This window comes from Planococcus alkaliphilus, from assembly GCF_057031095.1.
Map to the genome: position 1 here is coordinate 694385 of NZ_CM168060.1, position 26766 is coordinate 721150.

Annotated in this window: 22 protein-coding genes; 16 read left to right on the top strand and 6 right to left on the bottom strand. The window is 48.8% G+C overall.

Annotation, left to right across the window (positions count from 1 at the left end; genetic code table 11):
- Positions 1 to 89 precede the first annotated feature (89 nt).
- From AC2EXB_RS03695 to AC2EXB_RS03730, 8 genes are all read left to right on the top strand, one after another.
- Positions 90 to 1652 (top strand): response regulator transcription factor, encoded by a 1563-nt coding sequence (locus AC2EXB_RS03695; protein WP_483603719.1) that lies wholly within the window; start codon positions 90 to 92, stop codon positions 1650 to 1652.
- Positions 1612 to 3420 carry a sensor histidine kinase gene (locus AC2EXB_RS03700; protein ID WP_483603721.1) on the top strand — a complete coding sequence of 603 codons (1809 nt, stop codon included), beginning with the start codon at positions 1612 to 1614 and terminating at the stop codon, positions 3418 to 3420. Before AC2EXB_RS03695 ends, AC2EXB_RS03700 begins: the two co-directional genes overlap by 41 nt.
- 148 nt (positions 3421 to 3568) lie before the next feature.
- The gene (locus tag AC2EXB_RS03705; RefSeq protein ID WP_483603723.1) at positions 3569 to 4861 is read left to right on the top strand and encodes an ABC transporter substrate-binding protein; all 1293 of its coding nucleotides are present in this window, start codon (positions 3569 to 3571) and stop codon (positions 4859 to 4861) included.
- A gap of 112 nt (positions 4862 to 4973) precedes the next feature.
- Positions 4974 to 5921, top strand: coding sequence for a carbohydrate ABC transporter permease (locus tag AC2EXB_RS03710; protein WP_483603725.1), 948 nt, complete (start codon positions 4974 to 4976; stop codon positions 5919 to 5921).
- On the top strand, positions 5918 to 6745 hold the full coding sequence (locus AC2EXB_RS03715; protein WP_483603727.1) for a carbohydrate ABC transporter permease: 828 nt from the start codon (positions 5918 to 5920) through the stop codon (positions 6743 to 6745). Before AC2EXB_RS03710 ends, AC2EXB_RS03715 begins: the two co-directional genes overlap by 4 nt.
- Positions 6746 to 6883: 138 nt before the next feature.
- Positions 6884 to 9094 carry an alpha-galactosidase gene (locus tag AC2EXB_RS03720; RefSeq protein ID WP_483603729.1) on the top strand — a complete coding sequence of 737 codons (2211 nt, stop codon included), beginning with the start codon at positions 6884 to 6886 and terminating at the stop codon, positions 9092 to 9094.
- A gap of 26 nt (positions 9095 to 9120) precedes the next feature.
- Positions 9121 to 10845, top strand: coding sequence for a glycoside hydrolase family 35 protein (locus AC2EXB_RS03725; RefSeq protein WP_483603731.1), 1725 nt, complete (start codon positions 9121 to 9123; stop codon positions 10843 to 10845).
- Positions 10846 to 10875: 30 nt separating this feature from the next.
- Positions 10876 to 12906 (top strand): beta-galactosidase, encoded by a 2031-nt coding sequence (locus AC2EXB_RS03730; RefSeq protein WP_483603733.1) that lies wholly within the window; start codon positions 10876 to 10878, stop codon positions 12904 to 12906.
- A 742-nt stretch (positions 12907 to 13648) separates the two neighbouring features.
- Here the strand turns inward: AC2EXB_RS03730 and AC2EXB_RS03735 are convergent.
- The 4 genes from AC2EXB_RS03735 to AC2EXB_RS03750 form a co-directional block, all read right to left on the bottom strand.
- Positions 13649 to 14746, bottom strand: coding sequence for an ABC transporter ATP-binding protein (locus AC2EXB_RS03735; RefSeq protein WP_235198307.1), 1098 nt, complete (start codon positions 14744 to 14746; stop codon positions 13649 to 13651).
- A gap of 145 nt (positions 14747 to 14891) precedes the next feature.
- The gene (locus AC2EXB_RS03740; RefSeq protein WP_483603735.1) at positions 14892 to 16370 is read right to left on the bottom strand and encodes a UDP-glucose--hexose-1-phosphate uridylyltransferase; all 1479 of its coding nucleotides are present in this window, start codon (positions 16368 to 16370) and stop codon (positions 14892 to 14894) included.
- 2 nt (positions 16371 to 16372) lie between these two features.
- On the bottom strand, positions 16373 to 17368 hold the full coding sequence (galE, locus tag AC2EXB_RS03745) for a UDP-glucose 4-epimerase GalE (protein ID WP_483603737.1): 996 nt from the start codon (positions 17366 to 17368) through the stop codon (positions 16373 to 16375).
- A gap of 2 nt (positions 17369 to 17370) precedes the next feature.
- On the bottom strand, positions 17371 to 18549 hold the full coding sequence (locus tag AC2EXB_RS03750; RefSeq protein ID WP_483603739.1) for a galactokinase: 1179 nt from the start codon (positions 18547 to 18549) through the stop codon (positions 17371 to 17373).
- Positions 18550 to 18675: 126 nt separating this feature from the next.
- Here AC2EXB_RS03750 and AC2EXB_RS03755 point away from each other — a divergent pair, with 126 nt between their 5' ends.
- The 5 genes from AC2EXB_RS03755 (at position 18676) to AC2EXB_RS03775 (ending at position 22769) form a co-directional block, all read left to right on the top strand.
- On the top strand, positions 18676 to 19830 hold the full coding sequence (locus AC2EXB_RS03755) for an ROK family protein (protein ID WP_483603741.1): 1155 nt from the start codon (positions 18676 to 18678) through the stop codon (positions 19828 to 19830).
- Between the two features lie 44 nt (positions 19831 to 19874).
- The gene (locus tag AC2EXB_RS03760) at positions 19875 to 20765 is read left to right on the top strand and encodes a PucR family transcriptional regulator (protein WP_483603743.1); all 891 of its coding nucleotides are present in this window, start codon (positions 19875 to 19877) and stop codon (positions 20763 to 20765) included.
- A gap of 76 nt (positions 20766 to 20841) precedes the next feature.
- On the top strand, positions 20842 to 21393 hold the full coding sequence (locus AC2EXB_RS03765) for a hypothetical protein (RefSeq protein ID WP_483603745.1): 552 nt from the start codon (positions 20842 to 20844) through the stop codon (positions 21391 to 21393).
- A 2-nt stretch (positions 21394 to 21395) separates the two neighbouring features.
- Positions 21396 to 22250, top strand: a complete 855-nt coding sequence (locus AC2EXB_RS03770; RefSeq protein ID WP_483604712.1) for an RCC1 domain-containing protein — start codon at positions 21396 to 21398, stop codon at positions 22248 to 22250.
- 39 nt (positions 22251 to 22289) lie between these two features.
- A complete protein-coding gene (locus AC2EXB_RS03775) occupies positions 22290 to 22769 on the top strand; it encodes a DinB family protein (RefSeq protein ID WP_483603747.1) in 480 nt (159 codons plus the stop codon).
- Positions 22770 to 22818: 49 nt separating this feature from the next.
- Here AC2EXB_RS03775 and gltS read toward each other — a convergent pair whose 3' ends face one another.
- Together gltS and hutG are read right to left on the bottom strand one after the other, a co-directional pair.
- Entirely contained in the window at positions 22819 to 24024 is a 1206-nt protein-coding gene (gene gltS, locus AC2EXB_RS03780) for a sodium/glutamate symporter (protein ID WP_483603749.1), read from the bottom strand.
- Positions 24008 to 24994: a formimidoylglutamase gene (gene hutG, locus AC2EXB_RS03785; protein ID WP_483603751.1), complete on the bottom strand. Its 987-nt coding sequence runs from the start codon at positions 24992 to 24994 to the stop codon at positions 24008 to 24010. Before hutG ends, gltS begins: the two co-directional genes overlap by 17 nt.
- Before the next feature lie 132 nt (positions 24995 to 25126).
- On the opposite strand from hutG, the gene AC2EXB_RS03790 reads away from it, so the two are divergent.
- From AC2EXB_RS03790 to AC2EXB_RS03800, 3 genes are all read left to right on the top strand, one after another.
- A complete protein-coding gene (locus tag AC2EXB_RS03790; RefSeq protein WP_483603753.1) occupies positions 25127 to 26023 on the top strand; it encodes a LysR family transcriptional regulator in 897 nt (298 codons plus the stop codon).
- Positions 26024 to 26202: 179 nt separating this feature from the next.
- Positions 26203 to 26478: a type II toxin-antitoxin system Phd/YefM family antitoxin gene (locus AC2EXB_RS03795; protein WP_052652850.1), complete on the top strand. Its 276-nt coding sequence runs from the start codon at positions 26203 to 26205 to the stop codon at positions 26476 to 26478.
- Complete coding sequence (locus AC2EXB_RS03800) at positions 26471 to 26725, top strand: Txe/YoeB family addiction module toxin (protein WP_483603756.1); 255 nt, start codon at positions 26471 to 26473, stop codon at positions 26723 to 26725. The genes AC2EXB_RS03795 and AC2EXB_RS03800 overlap by 8 nt, the downstream gene beginning before the upstream one ends.
- The last annotated feature ends 41 nt before the right edge of the window (positions 26726 to 26766 follow it).

Sequence of the window (26766 nt, forward strand, 5' to 3'; positions counted from 1 at the left end):
TACTATGTCTGTAGATTATCGAAGCGGGCAAGGGATGGCAGCTTCGAGAGAAAAGTTTCAAATCAATCGCATGCAAAGGGGGCAAATTCATGGGGGAAGTGTGCAGAGTTCTCATTGTCGATGATGAAATGCTCATTAGGCAAGGAATCATCAATTACATTGATTGGGAGCAAGAGGGATTTCAAATTGTAGCGGAAGCATCTAACGGCAAAGAAGCGCTGCAGATGATGGCAGAGTTTTCTCCGCATATCGTCATCACGGACATCGTCATGCCGATCATGGACGGCATCGATTTAGTGCGGGAAGGCAAGAACGCATTTCCGGATATCGAATTTATTGTTTTGAGCAGTTTTGAAAACTTCGATTATGTACGTTCCACGTTTCAGAACGGAGTTGCCGATTATATATTGAAGCCGAAGTTGAACGGAGAAGAGTTGCTGAAGAGCTTGAACAAAATCGTGGACCGGATTCCAGGCCTTCAGAATGGAGCCGCTTTGATAGAGCCGAGTCGATCTGTTGAAGAAATGTTGGAGCACCTCATCCTCGGATACGACTCGGCGGTGGATAAAGCGAGTTTGTCTGCCGTATTTACCAATAGCCAGTTTGCGTTGATCGAAATCCATGCAAAGAATGTGGATCAACATAAATTGAAAGGCCTGCTCGAGCAGCTTCTTCCAGAAGGAACGGCTGTGTTTTTAGCAGCTTCCAATGAAGCGGATACAAAGATTTTGCTTAATTTCAGTCCGCATCAGTTCGGGGACATCAAAAAGTCCATTGCCGATGAAGCGGCCAAACGCAGCGCGGTGTCATGGCTGGTCTGTGAGCCGTTCCAGGCGATTGATGAGTTGAAAAAAGTCCATGACGAAAGTTTAAAGAAAATCGAAAAGTATCTCTTCTACCTGCCGGACCAGACTTTGTTCTTTTACGACGAATTGCCGATAGAAGGAGCGAAACAGGCCAATTTTGATTTGAACCATTTTATCGAATTGTTCAAAGACCATCTGTTCAATGCGGCTTTTGATTATTTGGAAAACCATATTGAGTATCTGGCGGGGCGATACAGCAACGACAGTTTTGAGTTCAAGTCGTTTTTAGGCAATATCATCTTCAATATTATTGTCTTGTTGGATAGCTTGAAATACGACATCCAAGAGCTCGAACGAAATAAATACAGCTATTTCTCGAACATCAACGAAGCGGAATATGCAAAAGAGGCGGTAGCCGAATTCCACAGATTTATGGCGGAAGTGCGGAAAATCATGCTGCTGCACGCAGGCTCCGAAGAACAGGCCAATAATTTGGACAAGATCCTTTCGTATATTGAACAGCATTACACAGAGCCGCTCCGGCTGTCGGAAATCGCTGCCCATTTCCACTTTAATGCGTCGTATTTGTCCTCTTATTTCAGTACGCACCATAAAGAAGGCTTCAGCGAATACTTAAACCGCATCCGGATCAAGAAGTCGATGGAATTGCTGGAAAACAGTCCGGTGACCATCTCGAACATCAGCGGAATGGTGGGCTATTCGGATCATAGCTATTATTGCAAAGTGTTCAAACGCATTACGGGGATGTCTCCGGGAGCTTACCGAAAGGAGTACCATGCCGACCATGAAAATGAAGCAAAAGGCCTCGCGCATCTTAAGAAATAACAGCCTGTTCATCAAGATGTTTCTAATCATGGTCGTCAGCATTGTGGCAGTTTCGCTCCTCATCACATTCAGTTCGATCCGCATGTCTTCCGATTTGTTCATGGATACTTTCAGCATCTCCAATACAAAAGCGCTGGAGCAGATCGAAACGCGCTTTGAAGATTATAGCTTTGCCATCGTCAGTGCAACAAACGAAGTCCAGAACAACGGCACCATCAAAAGGGTGCTGACGCAAGAAAACGAGAGCGCCATCGAAACGTCGAAATCCTATCATGCCATCAGCCGTCAGATTGAACGCATTTATCCGACAGTGGAATCCTATGACACCAATATGATTGTGCTCGGCGAAAATGAGCGGCTCTACAATATGAATTATTCGAATTGGCCGGTTTCTTGGGAAGTGCTGCGCAACCATCCGATCACCAAACGGTCGATCGAGCAGCCCAATCTCTTGCTTTACCAATTCATGCCGTCGACTTCGTTCAATGACAAACCGATGATTGTCGCCACGAAAGCGCTCATGGAAAGGTCGACCGGCGAAATTTACGGCGTGCTTTATTTTCCGATCCGCGAAGAAGATTGGAAGCGGCTCTATGAAGGCTACACGAGCACCGAAAACGAAGTGCTGCTGGTCAATCAAGACGGGAAAATCGTTTCGAGCAATAAAGATCAAATGATCGGCGATCTGGAACCCGAACTGTTGACGCTGGCTCAAGAAGTCGAAACGGAAGAATTGGATTTAAAAGAAGTCGAGTTTCTTGAAACGAATTATTTGCTGATGTCGCAGTACTTGCCGACTTACGATTTGTATTTGGTGAATTTGGTCGATAAAAGTGCCGTCCTGGCAAATTTGATCAATACGAAAGAAATTCTGCTCATCAGCCTCGGGATTGTGCTCTTCGCCGTCGTCATCGTGTTCATCATTTCAAGGAGAATGACAAACTCGATCAGCCGCCTAGTCAAGCAGATTTCATCCATGGCGAAACACGATTTCAATCGGCCAGTCGCAGAAACCGGTGGCTACGAGGCGAAGAAAATCGCCAATGCGTTCAATTCCATGCTCAGCGAATTGCAGGAGTATGTCGACTTGGTAGTGCAAGCACAGCAAAAGCAGCGCAGTGCAGAACTCATGGCGCTTCAGCATCAGATCAATCCGCATTTTCTATACAATACCTTGGCATCGGTGAAATTCATGGTCCAGCAAGGCAAAAAGGAAAAAGCGACAGACATGATCCATGCCTTGATTTCTTTATTGCAAAATGCCTTGAGCAATGTGGATCAGACCATCACGGTCGAGCAGGAAATAGCGGACCTGAAAAATTACGTGCTCATCAATCAGGCCAGGTACGGCGACGGAATCAAAGTGAATTTCTTCGTTTCACCGGATTGCCTGGACTGCCAGGTGCCAAAACTGATTCTTCAGCCCTTCATCGAAAATGCGTTCTTCCATGCGTTCAATGAGAAAAAAGAGGGCTTTGTCCAAATTTTGGTTTCCCAAAAACGGGGCAGCCTGTTATGTGAAATTGTCGATAACGGCGATGGCATGGAAATGAAAGGCGACCACACAAAAGAAGATATTAAAGAGAAACGCCATTTGTTCAGCGGGATTGGCATCCGCAATGTCCATGAACGCATCCAGATGATTTATGGAGAACAGTATGGCGTAGAAATATCGAGCGAAAAAGGCGAAGGCACAAAAGTGAAAGTGGAATTGCCGGTCCAGAAGCTGGATACTTCCGTGAAATCCAATGAAATTACCAGTATCTAAGAATAGTCCAAGAAGTATTCAGTGAAGTTTGAACTATCTAAAAATTTTCGGATAAACACCTAAAGATTGTGCTAACAATCTTTTTTTTTATGTCGTTATACTGTATGAAAGGTGCAAAGTTAAGCGCTTACAAAAAGGGGGATATTAAATGAAGAAGTTTTATCTTATGCTCGTATTGCTCGTCGGATTGGCAGTTTTGGCAGCTTGTTCTTCAGGGGATGAAGAAGCAAACAGCGGAAGCGGATCAGAAGATTCTTCAGGTACAGACAGCATTACTGCTTGGGCTTGGGATCCAGCATTCAATATTGCAGCTCTTGAAAAAGCGAAAGAAGCTTACGACGGTGACGTTGAAGTGAATATCATTGAAAATGCACAAGACGATATTATTCAAAAACTCAACACAGGGCTTAGCTCAGGTACGACAAAAGGGATGCCGAATATCGTCCTGATTGAAGATTACCGTGCACAAAGTTTCTTGCAGGCGTATCCGGATGCATTCCATCCGTTGACGGACGTGATCAACTCGGATGACTTTGCAGACTATAAAATTGCCACAACAAGCTTTGACGGCGAACAATACGGATTGCCATTCGATTCTGGCGTAGCTGGATTGTACGTCCGCACAGATTATCTTGAAGAAGCAGGCTATACACCAGAAGATCTTACGGACATCACGTGGGATGAATACATTGAAATCGGAAAAAAGGTAAAAGAAGCAACAGGCAAGAACATGCTGACATTGGATCCGAACGATTTGGGCCAAATCCGCATGATGATCCAGACAAACGGTTCATGGTACGTAGATGAAGACGGTTCTACACCAAACCTTGAAGGCAACGAATCACTTGCGAAAGCATTTGAAACATATAAAAAGATGATGGATGCAGATATCGGCAAAATTGTTTCTGACTGGAGCCAGTTTGTCGGGGCATTCAACAGCGGCGATGTAGCCAGTGTTCCAACAGGAAACTGGATTACGCCAAGCATCAAGCAAGCTGAAGACCAATCAGGAAAATGGGCAGTCGTGCCGATGCCGCGCCTTGATATGGAAGGTGCAGTCAATGCATCTAACTTAGGCGGCAGCTCATGGTATGTCTTGAACGTAGACGGCAAAGAAGAAGCGGCAGATTTCATGCTTCAAACATTCGGTTCAAATGTGGACCTTTACCAAACATTAGTAAAAGACATCGGCGCTCTTGGAACTTACTCAGCAGCAGCTGAAGGCGATGCTTATGCAGTAGAAGATGAATTCTTCGGCGGTCAGCAGCTCCTGACAGATCTATCGACATGGACTGATGAAATTCCAGGCGTTAACTACGGTCTTCACACATACGCGATCGAAGACATTTTAGTAACGGGAATGCAGGATTATTTGAACGGCACAGAGCTGGCAACCGTACTTGAAAATGTACAATCTCAAGCAGAAGCGCAGCTGAAATAAGCGAAGGAAAACAAACAAAGCCTTGAGTTGCCGCTAACGGATTGGTAGGAGTGCTTTCCCACTTGCCAGCCAATGCGCAGCTCAAGCTTTTTTTATAGGAGGAATGAGAAGTATGAACCAGCCATCATCAGATAAAAGCAAACTGGATCTCCCGGTAAGCTTGCGCTACAAAGAGACCAAACGCGAGAAAACAGGTGTGTTCTTCAAGAAAAAAGTCGGTTGGTTGTTTGTTATTGTCTCCGTCATCGCCATCACCATCTTCAACTTCTACCCTATGGTCCAAGCCTTTCTCTTATCATTCCAATCCGGAATGGGCGGCAATCTCGAATATACGGGGTTGGACAACTGGCAGCGATTATTCAGTGATCCAACATTTATCGCAGCGCTAACCAATACATCAATTTATCTATTGATCCAAGTTCCCTTGATGATTGTATTGGCGTTAATTTTCTCGGTTCTGTTAAATGATCCTAAATTGAAATTCAGAGGCTTTTTTAGAATCGCGATTTTCTTGCCGTGCGTCACTTCACTCGTGGCCTATTCGGTCATCTTCAAATACCTTTTCGGTGTAGATGGCATCATCAACCAGTTCTTGCTGAATTTCGGCTTTATCTCTGAAACCATCAACTTTCTGGCTGATCCTTTCTGGGCAAAAGTGGTCATCATCCTTGCGATTACGTGGAGATGGACAGGCTATAACATGATTTTCTATTTGGCGGCTTTGCAGAATGTCGACAAATCGATTTACGAAGCAGCAAGAATTGATGGAGCAAATGCGTTCCAGCAATTTTTCCAAATCACCATTCCGATGCTGAAGCCGATCATTTTGTTCACGTCGATCACTTCGACGATCGGGACATTGCAGATTTTCGATGAAATCGTCAACATCACAAACGGCGGACCCGGAAATGCGACGATTTCCATTTCGCAGTACATCTACAACCTTTCCTTCGAATATATGCCGGACTTCGGATACGCTTCAACCGTATCGTATGTCATCGTAATTCTCGTCGTGATTCTTTCCATTATTCAATTCAGAGTGGCAGGTGAGAAGAAATGAAAAATTTGAAAAGAATCTTTATCTACACATTCCTAAGCCTGGCAGCGCTCGTTTCCATTTTTCCGTTTCTTTGGATGCTCGTCAGCATCACCAATAAATCAGTCGATGTGACGCAAGGGCGTTTGATCCCTGGCACTCATTTGATCGAAAACATGAAGACTTTATTCGCCACGGTGGATATTGTACCGGCTCTGGCAAACTCCGCAATTATCGCCGTCATCACGACGGTATTGACGCTATTGCTGACATCGCTTGCCGGCTACGGATTTGAAATCCACCGCAGCAAAGGAAAAGACATCGTCTTCAATATTTTGCTCTTGTCGATGATGATTCCTTTTGCAGCGATCATGGTACCGCTTTACCGTATGTTCGGCAGCATCAGCGACACAGCGCCGCTGATCGGAATCGATTCGCTTGGTGCAGTTATTTTACCGACGGCGACCACCGCGTTCTTCATCTTTTTCTTCCGCCAGAATACCAAAATGTTCCCGAAAGATTTGGTGGAAGCAGGAAGAATCGACGGCTTGAGTGAAATCGGCGTGTTTTTCCGGATTTACATGCCGACGATGAAAACAACGTATGCGGCAGCGGCCATCATTACATTCATGAACAGCTGGAACAATTATTTATGGCCATTGGTCATTTTGCAGTCACCGGAAAAACGCACCATCCCGCTTTTGATCTCCAATTTGGGATCAAGCTATTCACCGGACTACGGCGTCATCATGTCCGCCATCGTCATCGCGACTTTGCCGACAGCGCTCGTATTCTTCCTCATGCAGAAGCATTTTGTTGCCGGCATGATGGGATCGGTGAAAGGTTAAGCTGAGTTGTAAATACCGCTATTTTTAAGTTTTACAGTAAGCAGAAATACATTCGCTTTTATTGACTGGTTTACTTAGCGCGGACGCGTCCAAAGCGGTTAATAGGCGAATGAATGATCAACGAGCAGGAGGTATATTGTGCCGATTTTATACAACGATGCCACGCGGGAGTTTCATCTCCAAACTGAAAAGACCAGCTATATTCTGTCGATCCTGCAAAATGGCCAGCTTGGCCAGCTTTACTACGGCAAAAAGCTGCGCCACCGGGAGTCGTTTGAGCGCCTGTTCCATATCGAAGAAATGCCGAATACTGCCTGCACCACTGAAGGGGATCCGGTATTTTCACTGGATCTGCTCAAACAGGAATATCCGGCTTTCGGTACGACCGATTTCCGGGAACCCGCTTATCAAGTGCTGCAGGAAAACGGCAGCCGCATCACGGATTTTGTCTACAAGGAGCACGTGATCTTCAAAGGCAAAAAGAAACTCGATGGTTTGCCTGCAACGTATGCAGAAGACGATGCGGAAGCGACGACTTTAGAAATCACCTTATACGACGCGGGAATCGATGTAGAAGTTTGCCTATCGTATACAGTTTTCGAAGAATTGGATGCGATTGCGAGATCCGTGAAATTCACGAACCACGGGATGCTGAAAGTGAATCTGACAAGAGCGTTGAGTGCCAGCCTGGATTTGCCGGATGCTAATTTTGAACTGGTGCAGCTATCGGGCGCTTGGGTGAGAGAGCGTCATGTGAAAATGCGCAAACTCGTGCCTGGACTCCAAAGCATCGCGAGCACGAGAGGAACGAGCAGTGCCCAGCAAAATCCCTTCCTTGCATTGAAACGGCCGGAAACGACCGAACATCACGGGGAAGTTTACGGCATAAGCCTCGTCTATAGCGGAAATTTCCTGGCACAGGTGGAAGTGGACCATTACGGCGTGAGCCGCCTGATGATCGGCATCAACCCATTCGATTTCAACTGGCTGCTGGAAAGCGGCGAAACCTTCCAGACTCCGGAAGCGGTTTTGGTTTATTCGGCGGAAGGGTTGAACGGCATGAGCCAGACGTACCACCAGCTTTACCGGACACGCCTTGCGCGCGGCAAATGGCGCGACCGGGAACGGCCAGTGCTGATCAACAACTGGGAAGCGACGTATTGGGCGTTTGATGAAAAGAAAATTTTCGAACTGGCCAAGTCGTCGAAGAAATTGGGTGTGGAATTGTTTGTGTTGGACGACGGCTGGTTCGGCAAGCGTGATGACGACACCACGTCGCTCGGCGATTGGACAGAAGACGAGCGGAAATTGCCGAGCGGCATCACGCAGCTCGCCCAAAACATCAGGGATTTAGGAATGGAATTCGGCTTATGGTTCGAACCGGAAATGGTTTCAAAAGCAAGCGACTTGTATCAAGCACATCCCGATTGGGTGCTGCATGTTCCGAATCGCCGGATGTCGCATGGACGAAATCAGCTGGTCCTTGATTTTTCGCGGCCTGAAGTGGTGGACCATCTCTACGGCTTGATGGCAAAGGTGCTGCACGATGCGCCGATTGCCTATGTGAAATGGGACATGAACCGCTATATGACGGAAGTCGGCTCGTTGGAATGGCCAGCAGGCCGCCAGCGTGAAGTGGCGCATCGCTACATTCTCGGCGTTTATTCGCTGTACGAAAGGCTAACATCGGAATTTCCGCATGTGCTGTTCGAATCGTGCGCAGGCGGCGGAAGCCGGTTCGACCCCGGCATGCTTTACTATGCGCCGCAAGGATGGACGAGCGATGACACCGACGCGGTGGAACGTTTGAAAATCCAATACGGAACGTCTATGGTCTATCCGCTTTCGTCAATGGGCGCGCACGTTTCCGCAGTGCCGAACCATCAAGTGGGCCGGGTGACGAGCCTGGAGACGCGGGCAAATACCGCATATTTCGGCGCGTTCGGCTATGAACTCGATGTCACGAAAATGACGGATGAAGAAAAAGAACAAGTGAAGAAGCAAATCCTTTTCTATAAAGAAAACCGGAAGCTGATCCAGCAAGGCCAGTTTTACCGGATCAAAAGCCCGTTTGCAAAAGACGGCAATGAAACAAGCTGGATGGTCGTATCAGACGACCAAGAACAAGCGCTGCTCGGCTATTACCAAGTATTGGCGCGTCCGAATCCAGGCTATAACCGGATTTTCTTTAAAGGCTTGAACGCTGAATTTGAATATGCGATTGAAGGCGTAGACGATACATTTTACGGCGATGAATTGATGGAAGCCGGTGTGCAGCTGAACCGCTACCGGAAACAAGCCCATCCGGCTGATTTTTCTTCCGCCCTTTTTAAGCTGAAGCGAGTTTAACGAAAACGTACATAGGAGGCGTCGAATTGCTGACTGTCAAAAACGATTCTTTTTATTTGAATGAACAGCCGTTCCAGGTTTTATCCGGCGGCGTCCATTATTTCCGGACCGTGCCGGAGCATTGGGAAGACCGGCTCCAGAAATTGAAAGCGCTCGGATTGAATACGGTCGAGACTTATATTCCGTGGAATTTCCATGAACCGAAAAAAGGCAAATTCAATTTTGAGGGAATGGCGGATATCGAACGTTTTATCGAACTTGCCCACAAACTCGGCTTGTATGTCATCTTGCGGCCGGCGCCTTATATTTGCGCCGAATGGGAAATGGGCGGCTTGCCTTCCTGGCTAATGAAAGAAAAGGGCCTCGTCATGAGAAGCAGCCATTTCGCTTTTCTGAAGCATGTGGATGAGTATTTCGCTGAGCTGCTGCCAAAATTCAAAAAGCATCTGCTCCAAAACGGCGGACCGGTCATCGCGATGCAGATCGAAAACGAATACGGCGCTTACGGCAACGATCTGGAGTATTTGGCGTTTTACCGGGAGCAATATGAAAAACACGGACTCGATACATTTTTATTCACTTCTGACGGACCGGATTTCATCACGCAAGGTTCGATTCCGGACGTTACGACGACGCTGAACTTCGGTTCGCGCGTGGACGAATCGTTCGACGCGCTGGAAGCTTTCAAACCGGGCTCGCCGAAAATGGTGGCCGAGTTCTGGATCGGCTGGTTTGATTACTGGACCGGTGAACATACGGTGCGGAGCGGCGACGATGTGGCGTCGGTATTCAAGGAAATCATGGAAAAGAATATTTCCGTCAATTTCTATATGTTCCACGGCGGCACCAACTTCGGCTTTATGAACGGCGCGAACCATTACGATATCTACTACCCGACGATCACAAGCTACGACTACGACAGCTTGCTGACAGAAGGCGGAGCAATTACTGAGAAATACAAGGCAGTGAAAAAGGTTTTGAGTGAGTTCACTGAAGTGCCGGCGGATTTCGAGGAAACGGTTTCTGCCAAAGATTATGGAACGGTAACAGTAAGCGAAAGCGTCAGTTTGTTTGATGTCCTCGATTCCATCAGCGAAAAAGTGGAGCATATCGTGCCGCTCCCGATGGAGGACATCGGCCAAGCATACGGCTATACCCTGTACCGCACAACGGTCAACCGCCAAGGGGAGTTGAAAATCAACTCGGGCAATATCCGCGATCGGAGTTCTATTTATGTCAACGGACGCTTCGTCACGACAACCTATATCAACGATGAAGATAAAACAGTGGTATTGGATTTCCCGGAAAAAGTGAATACACTCGAAATCTTCGTTGAGAATATGGGACGCGCCAACTACGGTGAACATTTAACCGATCCGAAAGGCTTAATCAAAAATTTATGGCTCGGCGAACAGTATTTCTTCCATTGGGAAATGTTCAAAGTGGAAATGGACCGCTTGCCGGCAGATTATGGGCTGAGCGGCAGCGACTGCTATCCGAAATTCTTCCGCGGGTCGTTCGATGCGGAAGAAGGGCTGGATACGTATGTCGACACGGCCGGCTTCACTAAAGGCAATGTCTTCATCAACGGCTTTAATCTCGGACGCTACTGGAACGAAGCAGGGCCGCAGCAACGCCTGTATTTGCCGGGACCGCTGCTGAAAAAAGAAAACAACGAAATCGTCGTATTGGAACTGGAAAACACGGCGACCGACATAATCCAATTGCTCGCTCAGCCGAAACTTAGCTGATGGAGCTGATCATAGAAGGGACGGAATCGAATGATTAACAGGAAATTACCGAAAATCTGGCACGGCGGGGATTACAACCCCGAACAATGGGATGGGAAAGAAATCTGGGATGAAGATGTACGCATGTTCAAACTGGCGGGAATCGATGTCGCAACCTTGAACGTCTTTTCATGGGCGCTCAATCAACCCGACGAAGAGACGTACAATTTCGACTGGCTCGATGACAAAATCAACCGTTTGTACGAAAATGGCATCTATACGTGTTTAGCGACGAGTACAGCGGCGCATCCTGCCTGGATGGCGAAGAAATATCCGGACGTGCTGCGCGTGGATTTCTACGGACGCAAACGGAAATTCGGAAGCCGCCACAATTCATGCCCGAACAGCCCGACTTACCGCGAATACTCAGAGAAAATCGCTGAGAAATTGGCTGAACGCTATAAAGACCACCCGGCTGTGCTCATTTGGCATGTATCGAACGAATACGGCGGCTATTGCTATTGCGATAATTGCCAAGACGCATTCCGCGGCTGGCTGAGCGATAAATACGGAACACTGGAGAAGTTGAACAAAGCCTGGAACACAGGTTTCTGGGGGCATACGTTCTACGAGTGGGACGAAATCGTCGCACCGAACATCTTGAGCGAAGAACGCGAAAACAACGAATCCGATTTCCAAGGCATTTCGCTCGATTACCGCCGCTTCCAGTCTGACAGTTTATTGGACTGCTATAAACTGGAATACAACGCAATCCGCAAACACATTGCAGAGACACCGATTACGACCAATTTGATGGGCACGTATCCGATGCTCGATTATTTCAAATGGGCAAAAGAAATGGACGTCGTGTCGTGGGACAACTACCCGGCGATCGATACACCGTTCAGCTACACAGCCATGACGCATGATTTGATGCGCGGACTGAAAAGCGGGCAGCCCTTCATGCTGATGGAGCAGACGCCGAGCCAGCAAAACTGGCAGCCGTACAATTCGCTGAAGCGTCCAGGCGTCATGCGCTTATGGAGCTACCAGGCAATCGGCCGCGGTGCGGACACCATTCTTTACTTCCAATTGCGCCGTTCTGTCGGTGCTTGCGAGAAATACCACGGAGCGGTCATCGAGCACGTCGGCCACGAAAATACCCGTGTGTTCAATGAAGTCGCGCAATTAGGCCAGGAATTGAACCAATTAGGCGATACGCTGCTCGACGCACGCGTCAACGCCAAAGTGGCAATCGTCTTTGACTGGGAAAACCGCTGGGCGACGGAACTTTCAAGCGGCCCGTCCGTTTCGCTCGACTACGTAAACGAAGTCCATAAATACTACGACGCGCTTTATAAACTCAATGTCCAAGTCGACATGATCGGCGTCGAAGAAGATTTGAGCCAGTACGATGTCGTCATTGCACCGGTCCTTTACATGGTGAAAGAAGGCTACGCAGCGAAAGTGGAGCAATTCGTTCAAAACGGCGGCACGTTCCTGACGACTTTCTTCAGTGGCATCGTCAACGAAACGGATATCGTGACGCTTGGCGGATATCCGGGGGAACTTCGCAACGTACTCGGCATTTGGGCAGAAGAAATCGATGCGCTGCATCCGGACGTCACCAACCAGATCGTCTTGAAAGATGCCCGCGGCAAAATGAGCGGCAGCTATTCGTGCAACTTGCTGTTTGATTTGATCCATACGGAAGGCGCAGAAGCAGTCGCGGAATACGGCTCCGATTTCTATAAAGGCATGCCGGTCCTGACTGTCAACCAATTCGGAAAAGGGAAGGCCTGGTACGTCGCTTCCAGCCCGGATGCAGAATTCCTGGTCGACTTCCTGCAGACCGTCTGCGAAGAAGCAGGCGTCGAGCCGCTTCTTGCTGTACCGGAAGGCGTAGAAACGACTGAACGCGTGAAAGACGGGCAGAACTACTTGTTCGTGTTGAACCACAACAACGAAGAAGCGACGATCGAATTGAAAGACAGCCAGTACAAAGAAGTGCTGACAGATGAACAAGTGAGCGGAAACCTCGTACTGAAAGAAAAAGGTGTGCTCATTTTAGCGAAAGTGTAAAAAGATTCGTCCCAAAAATAATTTGGGACGACACAGACTGCAGACAAATTCGATTGAATCGAGTTTGTCTGCAGTTTTTTTTAATGGCTTGAAGCCGTTAAACCGCTCCAATCCCTTAGGGGACGGCTCCCGCAAGAAGCCAGGAAGAGCGCCTGTCTTCTTGCTTCGCCCACCCCATGGACGCGCCTTCGCTTAGTTTCTTGTTAAACAGAGAAAGCAAGGAACGTATTCGATTCTTTTGTCTGCTGTCTACGATCGAATTTGTCTGCAGTTTTTTTAATGGCTTGAAGCCGTTAAACCGCTCCGGTCGCTTAGGGGACGGCTCCCGCAAGAAGCTAGGAAGAGCGCCTATCTTCTTGCTTCGCCCACCCCATGGACGTGCCTTCGCTCAGTTTCTTGTTAAACGGAGAAAGCAAGGGACGCATTCGATTCTTTTGTCTGCTGTCTACGATCGAATTTGTCTGCAGTTTTTTTAATGGCTTGAAGCCGTTCAATCACTCCGGTCGCTTAGGGGACGGCTCCCGCAAGAAGCCAGAAAGAGCGCCTGTCTTCTTGCTTCGCCCACCCCATGGACGCGACTTCGCTCAGTTTCTTGTTAAACGGAGAAAGCAAGGGACGCATTCGATTCTTTTGTCGGCTTTCTCTTATCAAAATCTTTCCATACAAAAAACCGGACGAGGGGGGTGTCCGGTTTTTATGTGCTGTGTCTATGAAATTGAATCGCTGCTTATTCTTGTTGCGGTTATTTGATGCGCAGCTCGGATTCGATGTCGAAGAAATGCGCTTTGTTCATATCGAAGGCCATGTCGATTGTTTGCCCGGCTTGTACGTTAAAGCGGGCATCTACACGTGCCACAAAATCCTGTTCGTTCACTTTCGAGTAAAGGACGATTTCCGATCCCATCAATTCCGCCACTTCCACATAAGCTTTGATTTTCGTATGCGGGGAATGCTCAAGGAACAACGGTTCATCGTGAATGTCTTCCGGACGGATGCCGAGCACGATTTCTTTGCCGACGTAGCCTTGGTCACGCAGCATGGACAGTTTGCCTTCCGGCACCAAGACTTTGATGCCTTCCATTTCAAATGAATCCCCGACGATTTTTCCGCGCAGGAAGTTCATGGATGGCGAACCGATAAAGCCGCCGACGAACATATTGTCCGGCAAATCGTATACTTCTTTCGGCGTACCGACTTGCTGGATAAAGCCGTCTTTCATGACGACAAGGCGCGTCGCCATCGTCATCGCTTCGGTTTGGTCATGCGTTACGTAGATCGTTGTCGTCTGCAAGCGGCGGTGAAGTTTTTGGATTTCCGTACGCATCTGCACACGCAGTTTCGCATCCAAGTTCGATAACGGCTCATCCATCAAGAACACTTCAGCGTCGCGCACAATAGCACGCCCAAGAGCAACACGCTGGCGCTGACCGCCTGATAAGGCTTTCGGTTTCCGGTTCAAGTAATCATCAAGACCGAGGATTTTCGAAGCGTTCGCTACGCGTGATTTGATTTCATCTTTTTTCATCTTGCGGAGTTTCAAGCTGAACGCCATATTGTCGTAGACGCTCATATGCGGGTAAAGCGCGTAGTTCTGGAAAACCATCGCGATGTCGCGGTCTTTCGGCGATACGTCGTTGACGCGTCTGTCGCCGATGTACAAGTCGCCGTCTGTGATGTCTTCAAGGCCGGCGATCATGCGAAGCGTTGTGGATTTTCCGCAGCCGGAAGGGCCGACGAGCACGAGGAACTCTTTATCGCGGATCTCCAGATTAAAGTCCTTTACAGAGACCACACCTTTTTCATATTCTTTTCGGATATTCACTAAATTCAAACCTGCCATTTGAGTCCCTCCAATTTGTGTAAGTGCTTTCATTTATTACATAAAGCATACCGCAGGGGAGGAAAATGGTGAATGGCAAGGATGCACAAAATTCTGTGAAACCTTCGTGCACATTTGCCAGCGACCCGAAACCTGCGGCACCGATTTAGTTGTCCAAGGCATCAATAAAGCGGTTGAAAGCTCTTTCGTCTCTTAAGACACCTGCGTCTTCAAGAACCCGGACGAATTTCTTGCCGAGTTCTTCCCGCAGAACCGCATCCGCCTCTTCCGGACGCTGAAGCGTGCCGTACTGCACTTTTAGCTGTTCCGCCCAATCAAGATGGGAAGGCGCGACCTCGTGCGTATTGCCAAGCAGAAACTGTTGGATTTCCGCGAATTCTTCTTTCAGGCGAGGCGGCAGAACCGCAAGCCCCATCACTTCAATCAAGCCGATATTCTCTTTCTTGATGTGGTGGACATCCTCATGCGGGTGGAAGATGCCGGATGGATGAGCTTCCGACGTCCGGTTGTTTCGCAGCACCAAATCGATTTCAAACAGCTCGCCGCGTTTTCTCGCAATCGGCGTGATCGTATTATGCGGAACGTCTCCTGTGAAAGCGAGGACGTCCGCTTGTTCATCCGAATAGGCGCTCCATGTCTGCAAAATCTCATCCGCTGCGTTCACAAGCGGATCGATCGCTGCCGCTTTCAACCGGATCACAGACAAGGGCCATTTCACCACCGAAGCGGTAATTTCAGGATAGGCAGCCAAGTTAAATCTAAAAGCATCTTCCGCCCGGGTCATGGCGAATTCATAGCGGCCTGCCTGATAATGGTCGTGGCTTAAAATCGAGCCGCCGACAATCGGCAGATCGGCGTTCGATCCGACAAAATAATGCGGAAAGCGTTCGGTAAAAGCAAGCAGCCGTTCAAAGCCGGAGCGGTCGATTTTCATATCGCGGTGTTCCTCGGAAAGCAGGATGCTATGCTCGTTGTAGTAGACATAAGGCGAATATTGCAAATACCAATTCTCACCCCGAAGCGGAATTTTCACGATCCGGTGGTTGGCGCGGGCCGGGTAGCCGATCCGCCCGACGTAGCCTTCGTTTTCCTTGCACAATAGGCATTTCGGATAGCTGAGCGTCTGTTTCATCTCGCGTTCCCGTTTGATCTGCATCGGATCTTTTTCGGGCTTCGACAAGTTGATCGTGATGTCCATTTGGCCGTAAGGCGTAGCCGTTTGATACGAAATGTTTTTCCGGATCCGATTCATCTGGATGTAGTTGCTGTTCTGGCTTAATTCGTAAAAGTAATCGGTCGCTGCAATAGGGGACTCCGCGTATTTTTCATTGAACACCGCATTGATGGCAGAAGGCCTCGCGACAAAGCAATTCATGATATTGGCCGACAGCATTTCCTTGTCGTCTAATATATCCAGAATCACGCCTCGTTCGACTGCGTAAGCGACCAACCCTTCAAGGAGGTTCGGAATGGTGTCTTCTGCAGCTTCAATCGTCTCTTCCGGAAACGATTCGAGGCCGAGCAGATGCATCACCTGATTGCGCGCGTAATCCTGATCCGACGGTTCGATCAACCCGCCTTCCGTCGTTTTCCGGATAAGTCCTGCAAGTGTTTCATAAACCATGTTCACACGTCCTTTTCGTAGCCGGCGGGATGCGTCGAATGCCAGATCCACGCATCGCCAATAATTTTTTCGACGGAAGTATGGACCGGATTCCAGCCGAGCACACTGCGTGCTTTATCGGAACTCGCAATTAAGGTGCCCGGATCTCCAGCTCTGCGTGCGCCGATTTTCACCGGGATGTCTTTCCCGGTCACGGTCCGTGCAGCATCGATCATTTCCTTTACCGAAAAGCCTTGGCTGCTGCCGAGATTGAACACGTCGCTTTCGCCGCTGTTCCGCAAATACGCAAGCGCCAGTAAATGCGCTTGAATCAAATCCTCAACGTGCACATAATCACGGATGCACGTTCCGTCCGGCGTATCGTAGTCGTCGCCAAATACCGTAATGTCGCTCCGCTGGCCAAGCGTCGTCTGCAGAATAAGCGGCACAAGATGCGATTCGGGACGGTGGTCTTCACCAATCTCCGCTGATTCGCGTGCGCCTGCTACATTGAAATAGCGCAAAGAAACAAATTTCAAGCCGTAGGCAAGTGCAGTCCATTTCATCATCTTCTCCATCGTCAGTTTCGTTTCACCGTACGTATTGCCAGGGTTCGTCGGCATCGATTCAGTGATCGGTACCGCTTCCGGTTCGCCGTACGTCGCAGCAGTGGAAGAAAAGACGATTTTCTTCACACCGTGGTCGACCATCGCCTTCAATAAAATCTGCGTGCCGTATACATTGTTATCAAAATACTTGAGCGGGTTCTCCATCGATTCCCCGACAAGCGAGTTCGCCGCAAAATGCAGCACTTCATCAATCGCTTCTTTTTCAAATACTGAATTCAAAAATGCTGCATTCCGGATATCGCCTTCATAAAAGACGGCTTTCGGATGGACCGCTTTCCGGTGGCCCGTCTCCAAATTATCCACGACAACAACTTCCATTCCTTCATCAATCAATTGATAGACGGCATGAGAACCGATATAGCCGGCTCCGCCCAATACTAATATCTTCATCATCAAAACTCCTCTGTCAGTTCTTTTGCACCGTCGGAAATTTTCGCTTCATAAAATGAAGGGGCATAACCGAATGCTTCGGTATATTTTTGTGTGAGCTGTTCTTTGAAGTTCTCCACTTGCGCTTGATGGACGATCGCGATGGCACATCCACCAAAACCGGCACCAGTCATGCGTGCCCCGATCACGCCAGGGAAATGCCAAGCCGTCTCGGCGATGGCGTCGAGTTCTGCACCCGTCACTTCGTAGTCGTCCCGAAGCGAGATGTGGGATTCGTTCATCAGCTTGCCGAACTTTTGAAGGTTTCCGCGTTCGAGCTCTTCTAAGGCAAGCAAGGTCCGTTCATTTTCATAGACGGCATGCTTCGCGCGTTTCATATTCGTCTCGTCCTGAATCAAATGCTTCACTTTTTCAAATTGCTCCGACGTCAATTCGCCGAGGCTTGTGACCGGAACTTCAGTTCGGATATCTGCCAGTGCCTGCTCACATTCCGCCCGCCGTTCGTTGTATTTCGAGCCGGCCAATGTCCGCTGCTTGTTGGAATTGATGATGACAATTTCGTGTTCGCCCAAATCCACCGGGGCATAGCGGAAATCGAGCGTTTGGCAATCCAGCAGCATAGCAAAGTCTTTTTTTCCTTTGCCGATCGCAAACTGGTCCATGATGCCGCTATTGACGCCGATATAGTCGTTCTCAACCTTTTGCCCCAGTTGAATCATCTTCAAGCGGTCGATCGCGAAGTCGAATAAACCCTCGAGCACCACGCCAGTCGCCATTTCAATGGAAGCGGAAGAAGATAGGCCGGCGCCGTTCGGAATGTTTCCGGAAAACAGGACATCCATTCCGCAGGGGAGAGGGAAGCCATTTTCGCTGAAAAGATGAATCATGCCTTTCGGAAAATTCGCCCAGCTGTGATCCGGATTGTGGGACAAATCGTCAAGCTCGCATTCAATGATGCCTTCTTTCGGGAAGTTCAGCGAGTAGAACCGCAGTTTTTGATCGCTGCGTTTTTGGGCAGCGGCATAGGTACCAAAGGAGATAGCTGCCGGAAATACGTGGCCGCCGTTGTAATCGGTATGTTCGCCGATCAAATTGATGCGCCCGGGGGCAAAAAAGAAACGTGGCGGTTCTGCCGTTTCGAAGACTTCGTTGAACGCTTGGGACAATTGCTGCTGATTCATCTTCTTCCACTCCAATACTTTATAAATTAATTTAATTAACATGAGTATAAAGGAATTTGGTAAACTATTCAATAAGAAGATTGAAAATTAAAAACCACAGGAAACGAACGATACGGAGGAACCCTTATGCGCCATGGCAGCTTTCAATGGATGAAGTCGATGAACAAATCGATCATCCTTAATAAAATCAGAAAAGACGGACCGATATCCCGAGCGCAGATTGCGCGGGAAACGAACTTGACGCCGCCGACCGTCAGCAGCAATGTCAAAGAATTGCTTGAACAAAAAATCGTTGAAGAACGGGATGTCGGCGAATCGCAAGGCGGCCGAAAACCGACGATGCTCGTCATCAATGACCAGGCTTTCTGCATCATCGGTGTGGATGCGGGTCCGGAAAACATCCAATGCATCGTCTCGGATTTGGCAGGCAAGATTTTGAAAAGAAGCGAAATCAAGCTGGAATTGCCGGTCAATAACAGCCAATTTATCGACGCGTTGAAAAAAGGAATCTCCATTTGCCTGGACGGGATTCCGAAATCGGAAAACGAAGTGATCGGCATCGGAATCGCGATGCACGGCGTCGTCGATGTGGAAAAAGGCATGTCTTTGTATGCCCCGAACCTCGGCCTGTCAGATATCCCGATCAAAGAAGAACTGGAAAAAGCATTCGGCTTGGAAGTGAAAGTGGAAAACGATGCACGGGCGATGGCGCTCGGTGAATTCTGGTTCGGCCATCACGGCGACGTGAAAAGCATGCTTGCGGTGAATGTAGGGAGAGGCGTCGGAGCGGGCCTCATCATCGACGGCAAACTGTATCACGGCTCTTCCGATATTGCAGGAGAAATCGGCCATATGACAATCGATTTGCACGGGGAAATCTGCGAATGCGGAAACCGAGGATGCCTACAGACCTTTGTCACGGGACCCGCTATTGCGCGGAAAGTAAAAGCGCAGGCAAATCCGCTGACCGCGGAAACGATCTACGAACTGGCGGTCGGAGGAAATGAAGACTACGCGAGCATCTTGGCTGAATCCGGGCGAGCGATGGGCATCGGACTGACAAACCTCATCCATATCATCAACCCGGAAAAGATCGTCTTAGGCGGCGGCGTTTCAAAAGCTGAGAAATTTCTGCTGCCGGCAATCCGTGAAACGATTGAGAAATCTGCGCTCACTGCGTCTGCGAGCCGGACCCGAGTGGAAGTGACGAAACTCGGTGACGATGCGACGCTGATCGGAGCCATTACCTTATTGCTTGTGGATGTTTTTGAACTGGCATGAAACCAGGCAGAAACGAAAATTCCGTCGAAGAAAGAGGTGTTTCCATGACTGACCAATTGAAGAAAATCTACTCTTCCTTGATTCGCTACGAAGAAAGAGGGCGTGAAGTGGACGGCGCCTATCACTGGTTCATGACAGCGGACAATGACATCATCGGCATTCACGAAAGCGAAGTGGACGATAAAAACCTGGCCGTGCTCACCGCTTTCTTGAAGCCTTACCATAATGAATTTCCGGAAATGACGGCGGAAGAACTGAAATGGCATCAGGCTATTCAATCCGGGTTGACGGCAGAGGATGCAGAAACCGGCAGTCCGTACCGCTTTGTTTATTTTTCCATTAAGGAAAACCAGATCAGTCCCGAAATTTTCAAAGAAGCGGTCCATGAATTATTTCCGGGAAGCGTTCCGATTTTATGGGACAACGGCCACGAAGGCATTTTGATCGAACATACGGAAATCGGCAGCGACAACATCATCTACGAAGAAATCATCGATGTGTTGATGAGCGATTTGTACATCAAAATCAACTTCCTGGTCGGCCCGTTTAAAGAAGGGATGGAAAAAGCGGCCAGCTACCACGCCTTCATGAAAACGGCGGCTGCCTCAATTTTTGCCCATTCCGATAAAGCGGTAGCGAATATCAGCGACGCCGTGCCGTATATGCTGATCGGCCAAGCGGACAGTGCCGGACATCAGCACATCCGCGAGATGATTTTGCAGGATTATGCAGAAGACGAAGAGACCTTGAAAATGATCGACGTGTTCACAAGATACAATTTGAATGTCTCGGAAACCGCGAAAGCCTTGCATCTTCACCGCAACAGCCTGCAATACCGCTTGGACCGTTTTGCGGAAAATACGGGCATCGATATCCGGAAATTCCACCACGCCATGGCCGTCTATCTGGCGATGCTCGCAACCTCTTCCGAATAGCAGGAAATTCCGTTTAACTTGTAGAAATAAAAGCTAACTGAACAGCTAGCGTCAAGTTAAAAGGAGGGCAGGAGAAGTGAAGAAAGTTTTCTATTTGAGTGCTGCTTTACTGTTGCTGTCGGGATGCAGGGAGGAAGAAGATGGACCGTTCATGAACGCGAACAACCAAGCAACCGAAATCCCAGCTACTGAAACGGAAGAGGAGGAAACCGATATGGATTCTGAACCGGCTCAAGAACCTTCAGCTTTGTCCGGATACTCCACGGAACAAATCGAATACGCACGCGTCTGGCTGCAGTTCGGTGCGAACCAGGAAATCGACGGCTTGTATGTGAATAAAATTCCGGAAGGCACGCCGTTAAATCCAGACGATGAAACGAGCGCCGCTTATCCGGAAGACGTCATCCAACTGGCAGGATCCCGCCTTGTGGATGGTTCCGTCACCTACAGCGGCAACGGCGACGGCACGGTCAATTTATACAATGTGCCGCTCCGCTGGGACGGCGAGTACCCGGCAGGCGAAGCGTTTTATACGGAGATCATCGAGAACACAGAGCTTGTCGCAATTGACCCGGGAAATGACGAAGAAGTCATTCGGTTAATTGAGCTATTGCAGGATCAGCCGTGAGCATGGAAACGGAATCGCGGTTTAAACGACGCAGCGCCATTGCAGCCGGCTATCGCCATAGCGCTACGTTGAAAGCAGACGGAACGGTGCTTGCGACAGGAGACAATAAACATGGCCAATGCGAAGTCGGTGCTTGGCGCAATATTATTTCCGTTGCAGCAGGAAGCGCCCATACCGGAAGCTCGCATACCGTCGGTTTAACATCCGATGGCTCGGTTCTAGCGGTTGGATGGAATAAATACGGCCAGTGCGAAGCAGGTGAATGGCGAGAAATTGCGTCCATAGCGGCAGGGTGGCGCCGGACAATTGGCGTAAGAAAAGACGGCACGGTGCTTGCAATTGGAAGGAATAACGAAGGACAGTGCGAAGTCGGCGATTGGCGAGAAATTGCAGCCGTTTCTGCAGGGGACTGGCATACCATTGGCCTTAGGAGAGACGGAACGGCCATCGCTGCCGGAAATGATCGCTACGGGCAAAGCAAGGTGTCCGACTGGCACGGGTTGGTTGCGGTCTCTGCCGGCTACCTTCATACTGTCGGATTAAAGACAGACGGAACGGTGCTTGCAACCGGATTGAATGGAGACGGGCAGTGCGATGTGAGTGATTGGAACGATATCGTCGCAGTTTCTTCAGGGAGCCATCACACGCTTGGCTTGAAATCGGATGGAACAGTTGTAGCCGCTGGCCGAAACAGAGATGGCCAATGTGACATTCTCGATTGGCAAGGCATTCGGGAAATTGCTGCCGGCAATGCCCATACGCTCGGATTGAAAGCGGACGGGACTGTAATCGCTGCGGGCCGGAATGATGAAGGGCGATGCAACGTGAATGGTTGGGTCATTCTGGCAGATGAATAGGCAACTGAAAATGGGCTCCATAAAAAAGGAGGGCACTCAATGAAGATGTTTTTCCACTACAACTGGATGGTCAGAGAAGATTGGTACCGCTGGTGCGAAGGGCTGACGGATGAAGAGCTCTTGCAAAGACGGACGGGCGGGCAAGGCAGCATCTTGAAAATCCTTTTCCACATAGCGGACGTCGAATGGAGCTGGATTCGTCTGCTCGAAGGGAAAGACGATTTCCAGGAAGACTTTGAAAGCTATAATAGCTTACGGAAAGTCCGTGAACTCGATGCAAAGTTCCGTCCGGAAGTTGAAGCCTTTGTCGCGAACTGGGATGACAGCATGGAACATCGGATCCTCAAATCGGAAGCACGGGACGGTACAATCGATATCGATCAATGGGGAGAAGTGATGCGGCATGTCATCGCGCACGAAATCCACCACATCGGGCAGTTGTCCATTTGGGCACGGGAGATGGGGAAAGAACCGGTGAGTGCGAATCTGGTGGGGCGTGGGCTTGCGGAAACTAAATAAGAAGAGAGAAAGCCCGTCCGGATGAGTTGATCCGGACGGGCTTTCCTTATTAACTGAATAGATTAATCGAAGTAAGAATGATTGGCATCGCAAAGACGTCAATCAGGAACGCACCAACGATCGGCACGACGAGATAGGCTTTTTGTGAATGGCCGTATTTCGAGACGATGGCGTCCATATTGGCCATGGCATTCGGTGTCGCACCGAGTCCGTGTCCCGTGAAACCGCCGACCATAACCGCTGCGTCGTAATTTTTGCCGAGCAGTCGGAACAAGACGAAAATGCCGAACAAAACGATGAAGACCACTTGCGCCAAAATGATGATGAAGAGCGGCAGCGCTAAGTTGGCAACGTCCCATAACTGGATGCTCATCAACGCCATCGACAGGAAAATGCTCAAAGTGATGTCGCCGATGATCCCGATGGTACGCATCTCGATCAATTCGCCGTTCACACGGTCCAGGATGTTCCGAACAATGACTGCAACGAACATCGCACTGACATAGTTTGGCAAAGCAAAGTCGGTGAGGTTCGTGAAAGCTGTTCCGACATAAGATCCGGCCGCCATACAGAAGCCGATGATGAATAATTGAATCATGAACGTTCTTGAAGTGATCGGAGCCAACACAGAAGAGACTGCCGATTTCTGCGGAGCTGCCTCTTCCAGTTCCGCATCTTCTGTCGACTTCAAATTGTATTTATTGATCAAGTATTTGACGACCGGGCCGCCGATCAAACCGCCGGCAACGAGGCCGACTGTCGCTGCGGCAAGACCGATTGACAAGGCACCGTCAACACCGAGCTCTTCGATTGTCGTACCAAAGGCAGTCGCAGCCCCGTGGCCGCCTTCCATGGAAACAGCACCGACCATGACGCCGATCAACGGATCCAAGTTTAAGAGGGAAGCGAGCGAGATGCCGATGACGCTTTGCACGAGTGCCAGGAATCCGCAAGCGAGCCAGTAGATGACGAGCAGTTTACCGCCAAGTTTAATGAGGGCGAAGCTTGCACCGAGGCCAACTGTCGTGAAGAACGTCAGCATGAACAAACCTTGAAGCGATGTATCAAGCACAATTTCGACGAGACCCGTACCGCGCAGCACCGTCAAGATGATGGCGAGCAGTAAACCGCCGACAACCGGCGCCGGGATGCAGTATTTATCAAGAATCTTGATTTTTGAGTTTAAATACGAGCCGACCATGAAGACGGCTAAAGCAAGAAAGATCGTGGTGACTTGGTCAAGTTCGAGAATCATCGTTCCACTCCTTTATGTCCGATTCGTGATGGAAGCTGTCCATGACTTCTACAACGAAATAAGCGGCCAGTTTCACCGTCTTTTCCTGGATATCGAGATCCGGATTCACTTCCGAAATATCAAAGCTCAAGAGCTTTTGTTTGGAGGCCATATGCCGCAGCAATTGGCGCACGACGAGTGGATCTAAGCCGAACGGCGAAGGGGCACTGACGCCAGGGGCAGCGGATGCCGCAAGCGAATCGGTGCACAGCGTCAGCAATAAATAATCATATTGGCTGCTGAAAGCATCGATGACCGCAGTCATTTCAGGCAAATTGTGGAGTGTCAAAATCTCCGCAAGTATGTAGGCGCAATTCAGTTCATCGGCTTTCTTGAACAAGGCTTTCGTGTTGCCGAACGGCTGGATTCCGAGTACGAGATAGCCGGCATTGGCGTCGCTTTCAAGAATCTGCCGGAACATCGTGCCGGACGACGGCTGTTCCGCTTCCCGCATATCAAAATGCGCATCGATATTGATCAGGCCGAGCTTTGCATCCGGTCCGATAAACTCCCGCACGCCGAGGTAATGGCCATACAGCGTTTCGTGGCCGCCCCCTAAAATGATCGGGGTCAAGGATTTAGTCAATAAAACATTCACGTAGCTGCCGAGTTCCGCTTGCGCTTGTTCCAAGTTTTCCCCTTCACAGACGACGTTTCCGACATCGACGGTTGGAACCGAACATTGGATGTTGTAAGGAATCGGCGCCAAGGCTTTCCGAATGGCATCCGGCGCTTTTTTTGCACCGAGACGGCCTTTGTTTCTGCGGACGCCTTCTTCCGATTCAAAGCCGATCAGCGAAAAGCCGTTTTCTTTATCGGCCAATTCATCGACGCTTGAATGCTTGACGACTTGGTGGAAACGGAAGGTCGCAGGATCCGTTTCGCTGTCGACGCGGCCGGTCCACAAATCTTTTTTAGGGAGTGTATACATGCGAGTACCTCAATTTCCTTTATTAGTTTTTTCAGAACTATATGTATTTTTATTGTAAAAGAGTTATTCTATTATTACTAATACCAATAATTGATGATTCCATAGTTTGAAACTATAAAGGAGAGCGCTTACATGAATATGACTCATTTGAAATACTATATTACGCTTGTTGAACAAGCATCATTCACAAAAGCGGCAAACGAACTGCTCATTGCGCAGCCGTCCCTCAGCATGGCGATCAAAAAGCTCGAAAACGAACTGGAATTAAAGCTGCTCGACCGCAGCAAACGCGATCTCTCATTAACGAAAGAAGGGGAAATCCTCTACGAGGAAGCGAAGAAACTGATGAACCACGTGAATTACGTCGAAGGTGAAATGAAGCGGCTGAAAGACCAAGGCCCGATGGAACTCGCGATCGGCATCATCGAATCCGCCAAGTTCTGGATTCCGAAAATCCTGAAAGCCATCAAAGACGAATACCCCGGTGTCCGCATCGAAATCGTCGAAGTGCTCGGGCTCGACGATGTCCATAAAGCCTTGAACAATTACGACATCCATTTCGCCATCACGAACCAGCTCGTTTCGAAGCAAGAAGTCAATGTCCTTCCTATCTATAAGGAAAACTTTGTCGCACTGCTCCCGACCGGCCATCCGCTCATAAAAAAAGCGAAGCTCGACGTCACCGATTTGATCAGCGAATCATTCATCATCTTCAAGGAAGGCTTCCAAACCCGCCAAGACATTCTGAACGCATTCCGCCAAGCCGGCAGCAAGCCGAACATCCAGTTCGAAGTCGAACGCTTCGAGACCGCCATCAGTTTTGTCGAAGAAGGGCTCGGCGTCACCCTCGTGCCGGAGAATTACATGAAGTCGTTTCAGAACAACCGCTACGAAGTGCGCGAACTGAACGACCATAACGTCACGCGCACCGTTTTCCTCGCACACGATACGAGAAGGTATTTGCCGCCGCTCGTGAACCGGTCGATTGAATTGATTCGGGGATTTTTTGAAGGGGAGCTTAGTGAATAAAAGAGATTCGAATGATTTGTTAAAGAGCGCTACCTTGACAAGGTAGAAGTCACCGGTCTGAATCCGGCAGAAATCAGGGTACTTTTGGATATGCAAAATAATAAGTACGAAGATATTAGTCTATTTCTTTAATTTGTATAACGTGTACGTTATAATGTACATAAAAGGAGATGGTGAAAATGTCAGCAATTACTGCAACTACACCTACCAATCTGAGAAAAGACTTATTTAATATTCTTGAAGACGTTACAGAATCTAACACTGAAGTAATCATTACGCTGAAGTCAGGTAAAAACGCGGTATTAATATCTGAAGATGAATTGAATGCTTATCGGGAAACAGCTTATTTGATGTCCACCAGAGCGAATAGAGAAAGACTTAATGACGGAATTAGTCAGTTAGAAAGTGGCAAAGGGATTGTCCGGGATTTAATCGAAGACGATGCAGATGCTTAAAATATGGGCTGATCAAGCATGGGAGGATTATCTTTACTGGCAAGATAATGAAAAAAAGAACGTAAAAAAAATCAACCGACTCATCAAGGAAATCGAACGCCATCCTTTTACAGGACTGGGAAAACCGGAACCCTTGAAACATGAATGGAAGGGTTATTGGTCCAGGCATATTACACAAGAACATCGATTAGTTTATAAAGTTGAAAACGATTCGATATTAATTGCGCAAGCAAGATTTCATTATTAAGCGCAATCCTAATTTGAAGCGTATCCCCATGGATTCGCTTT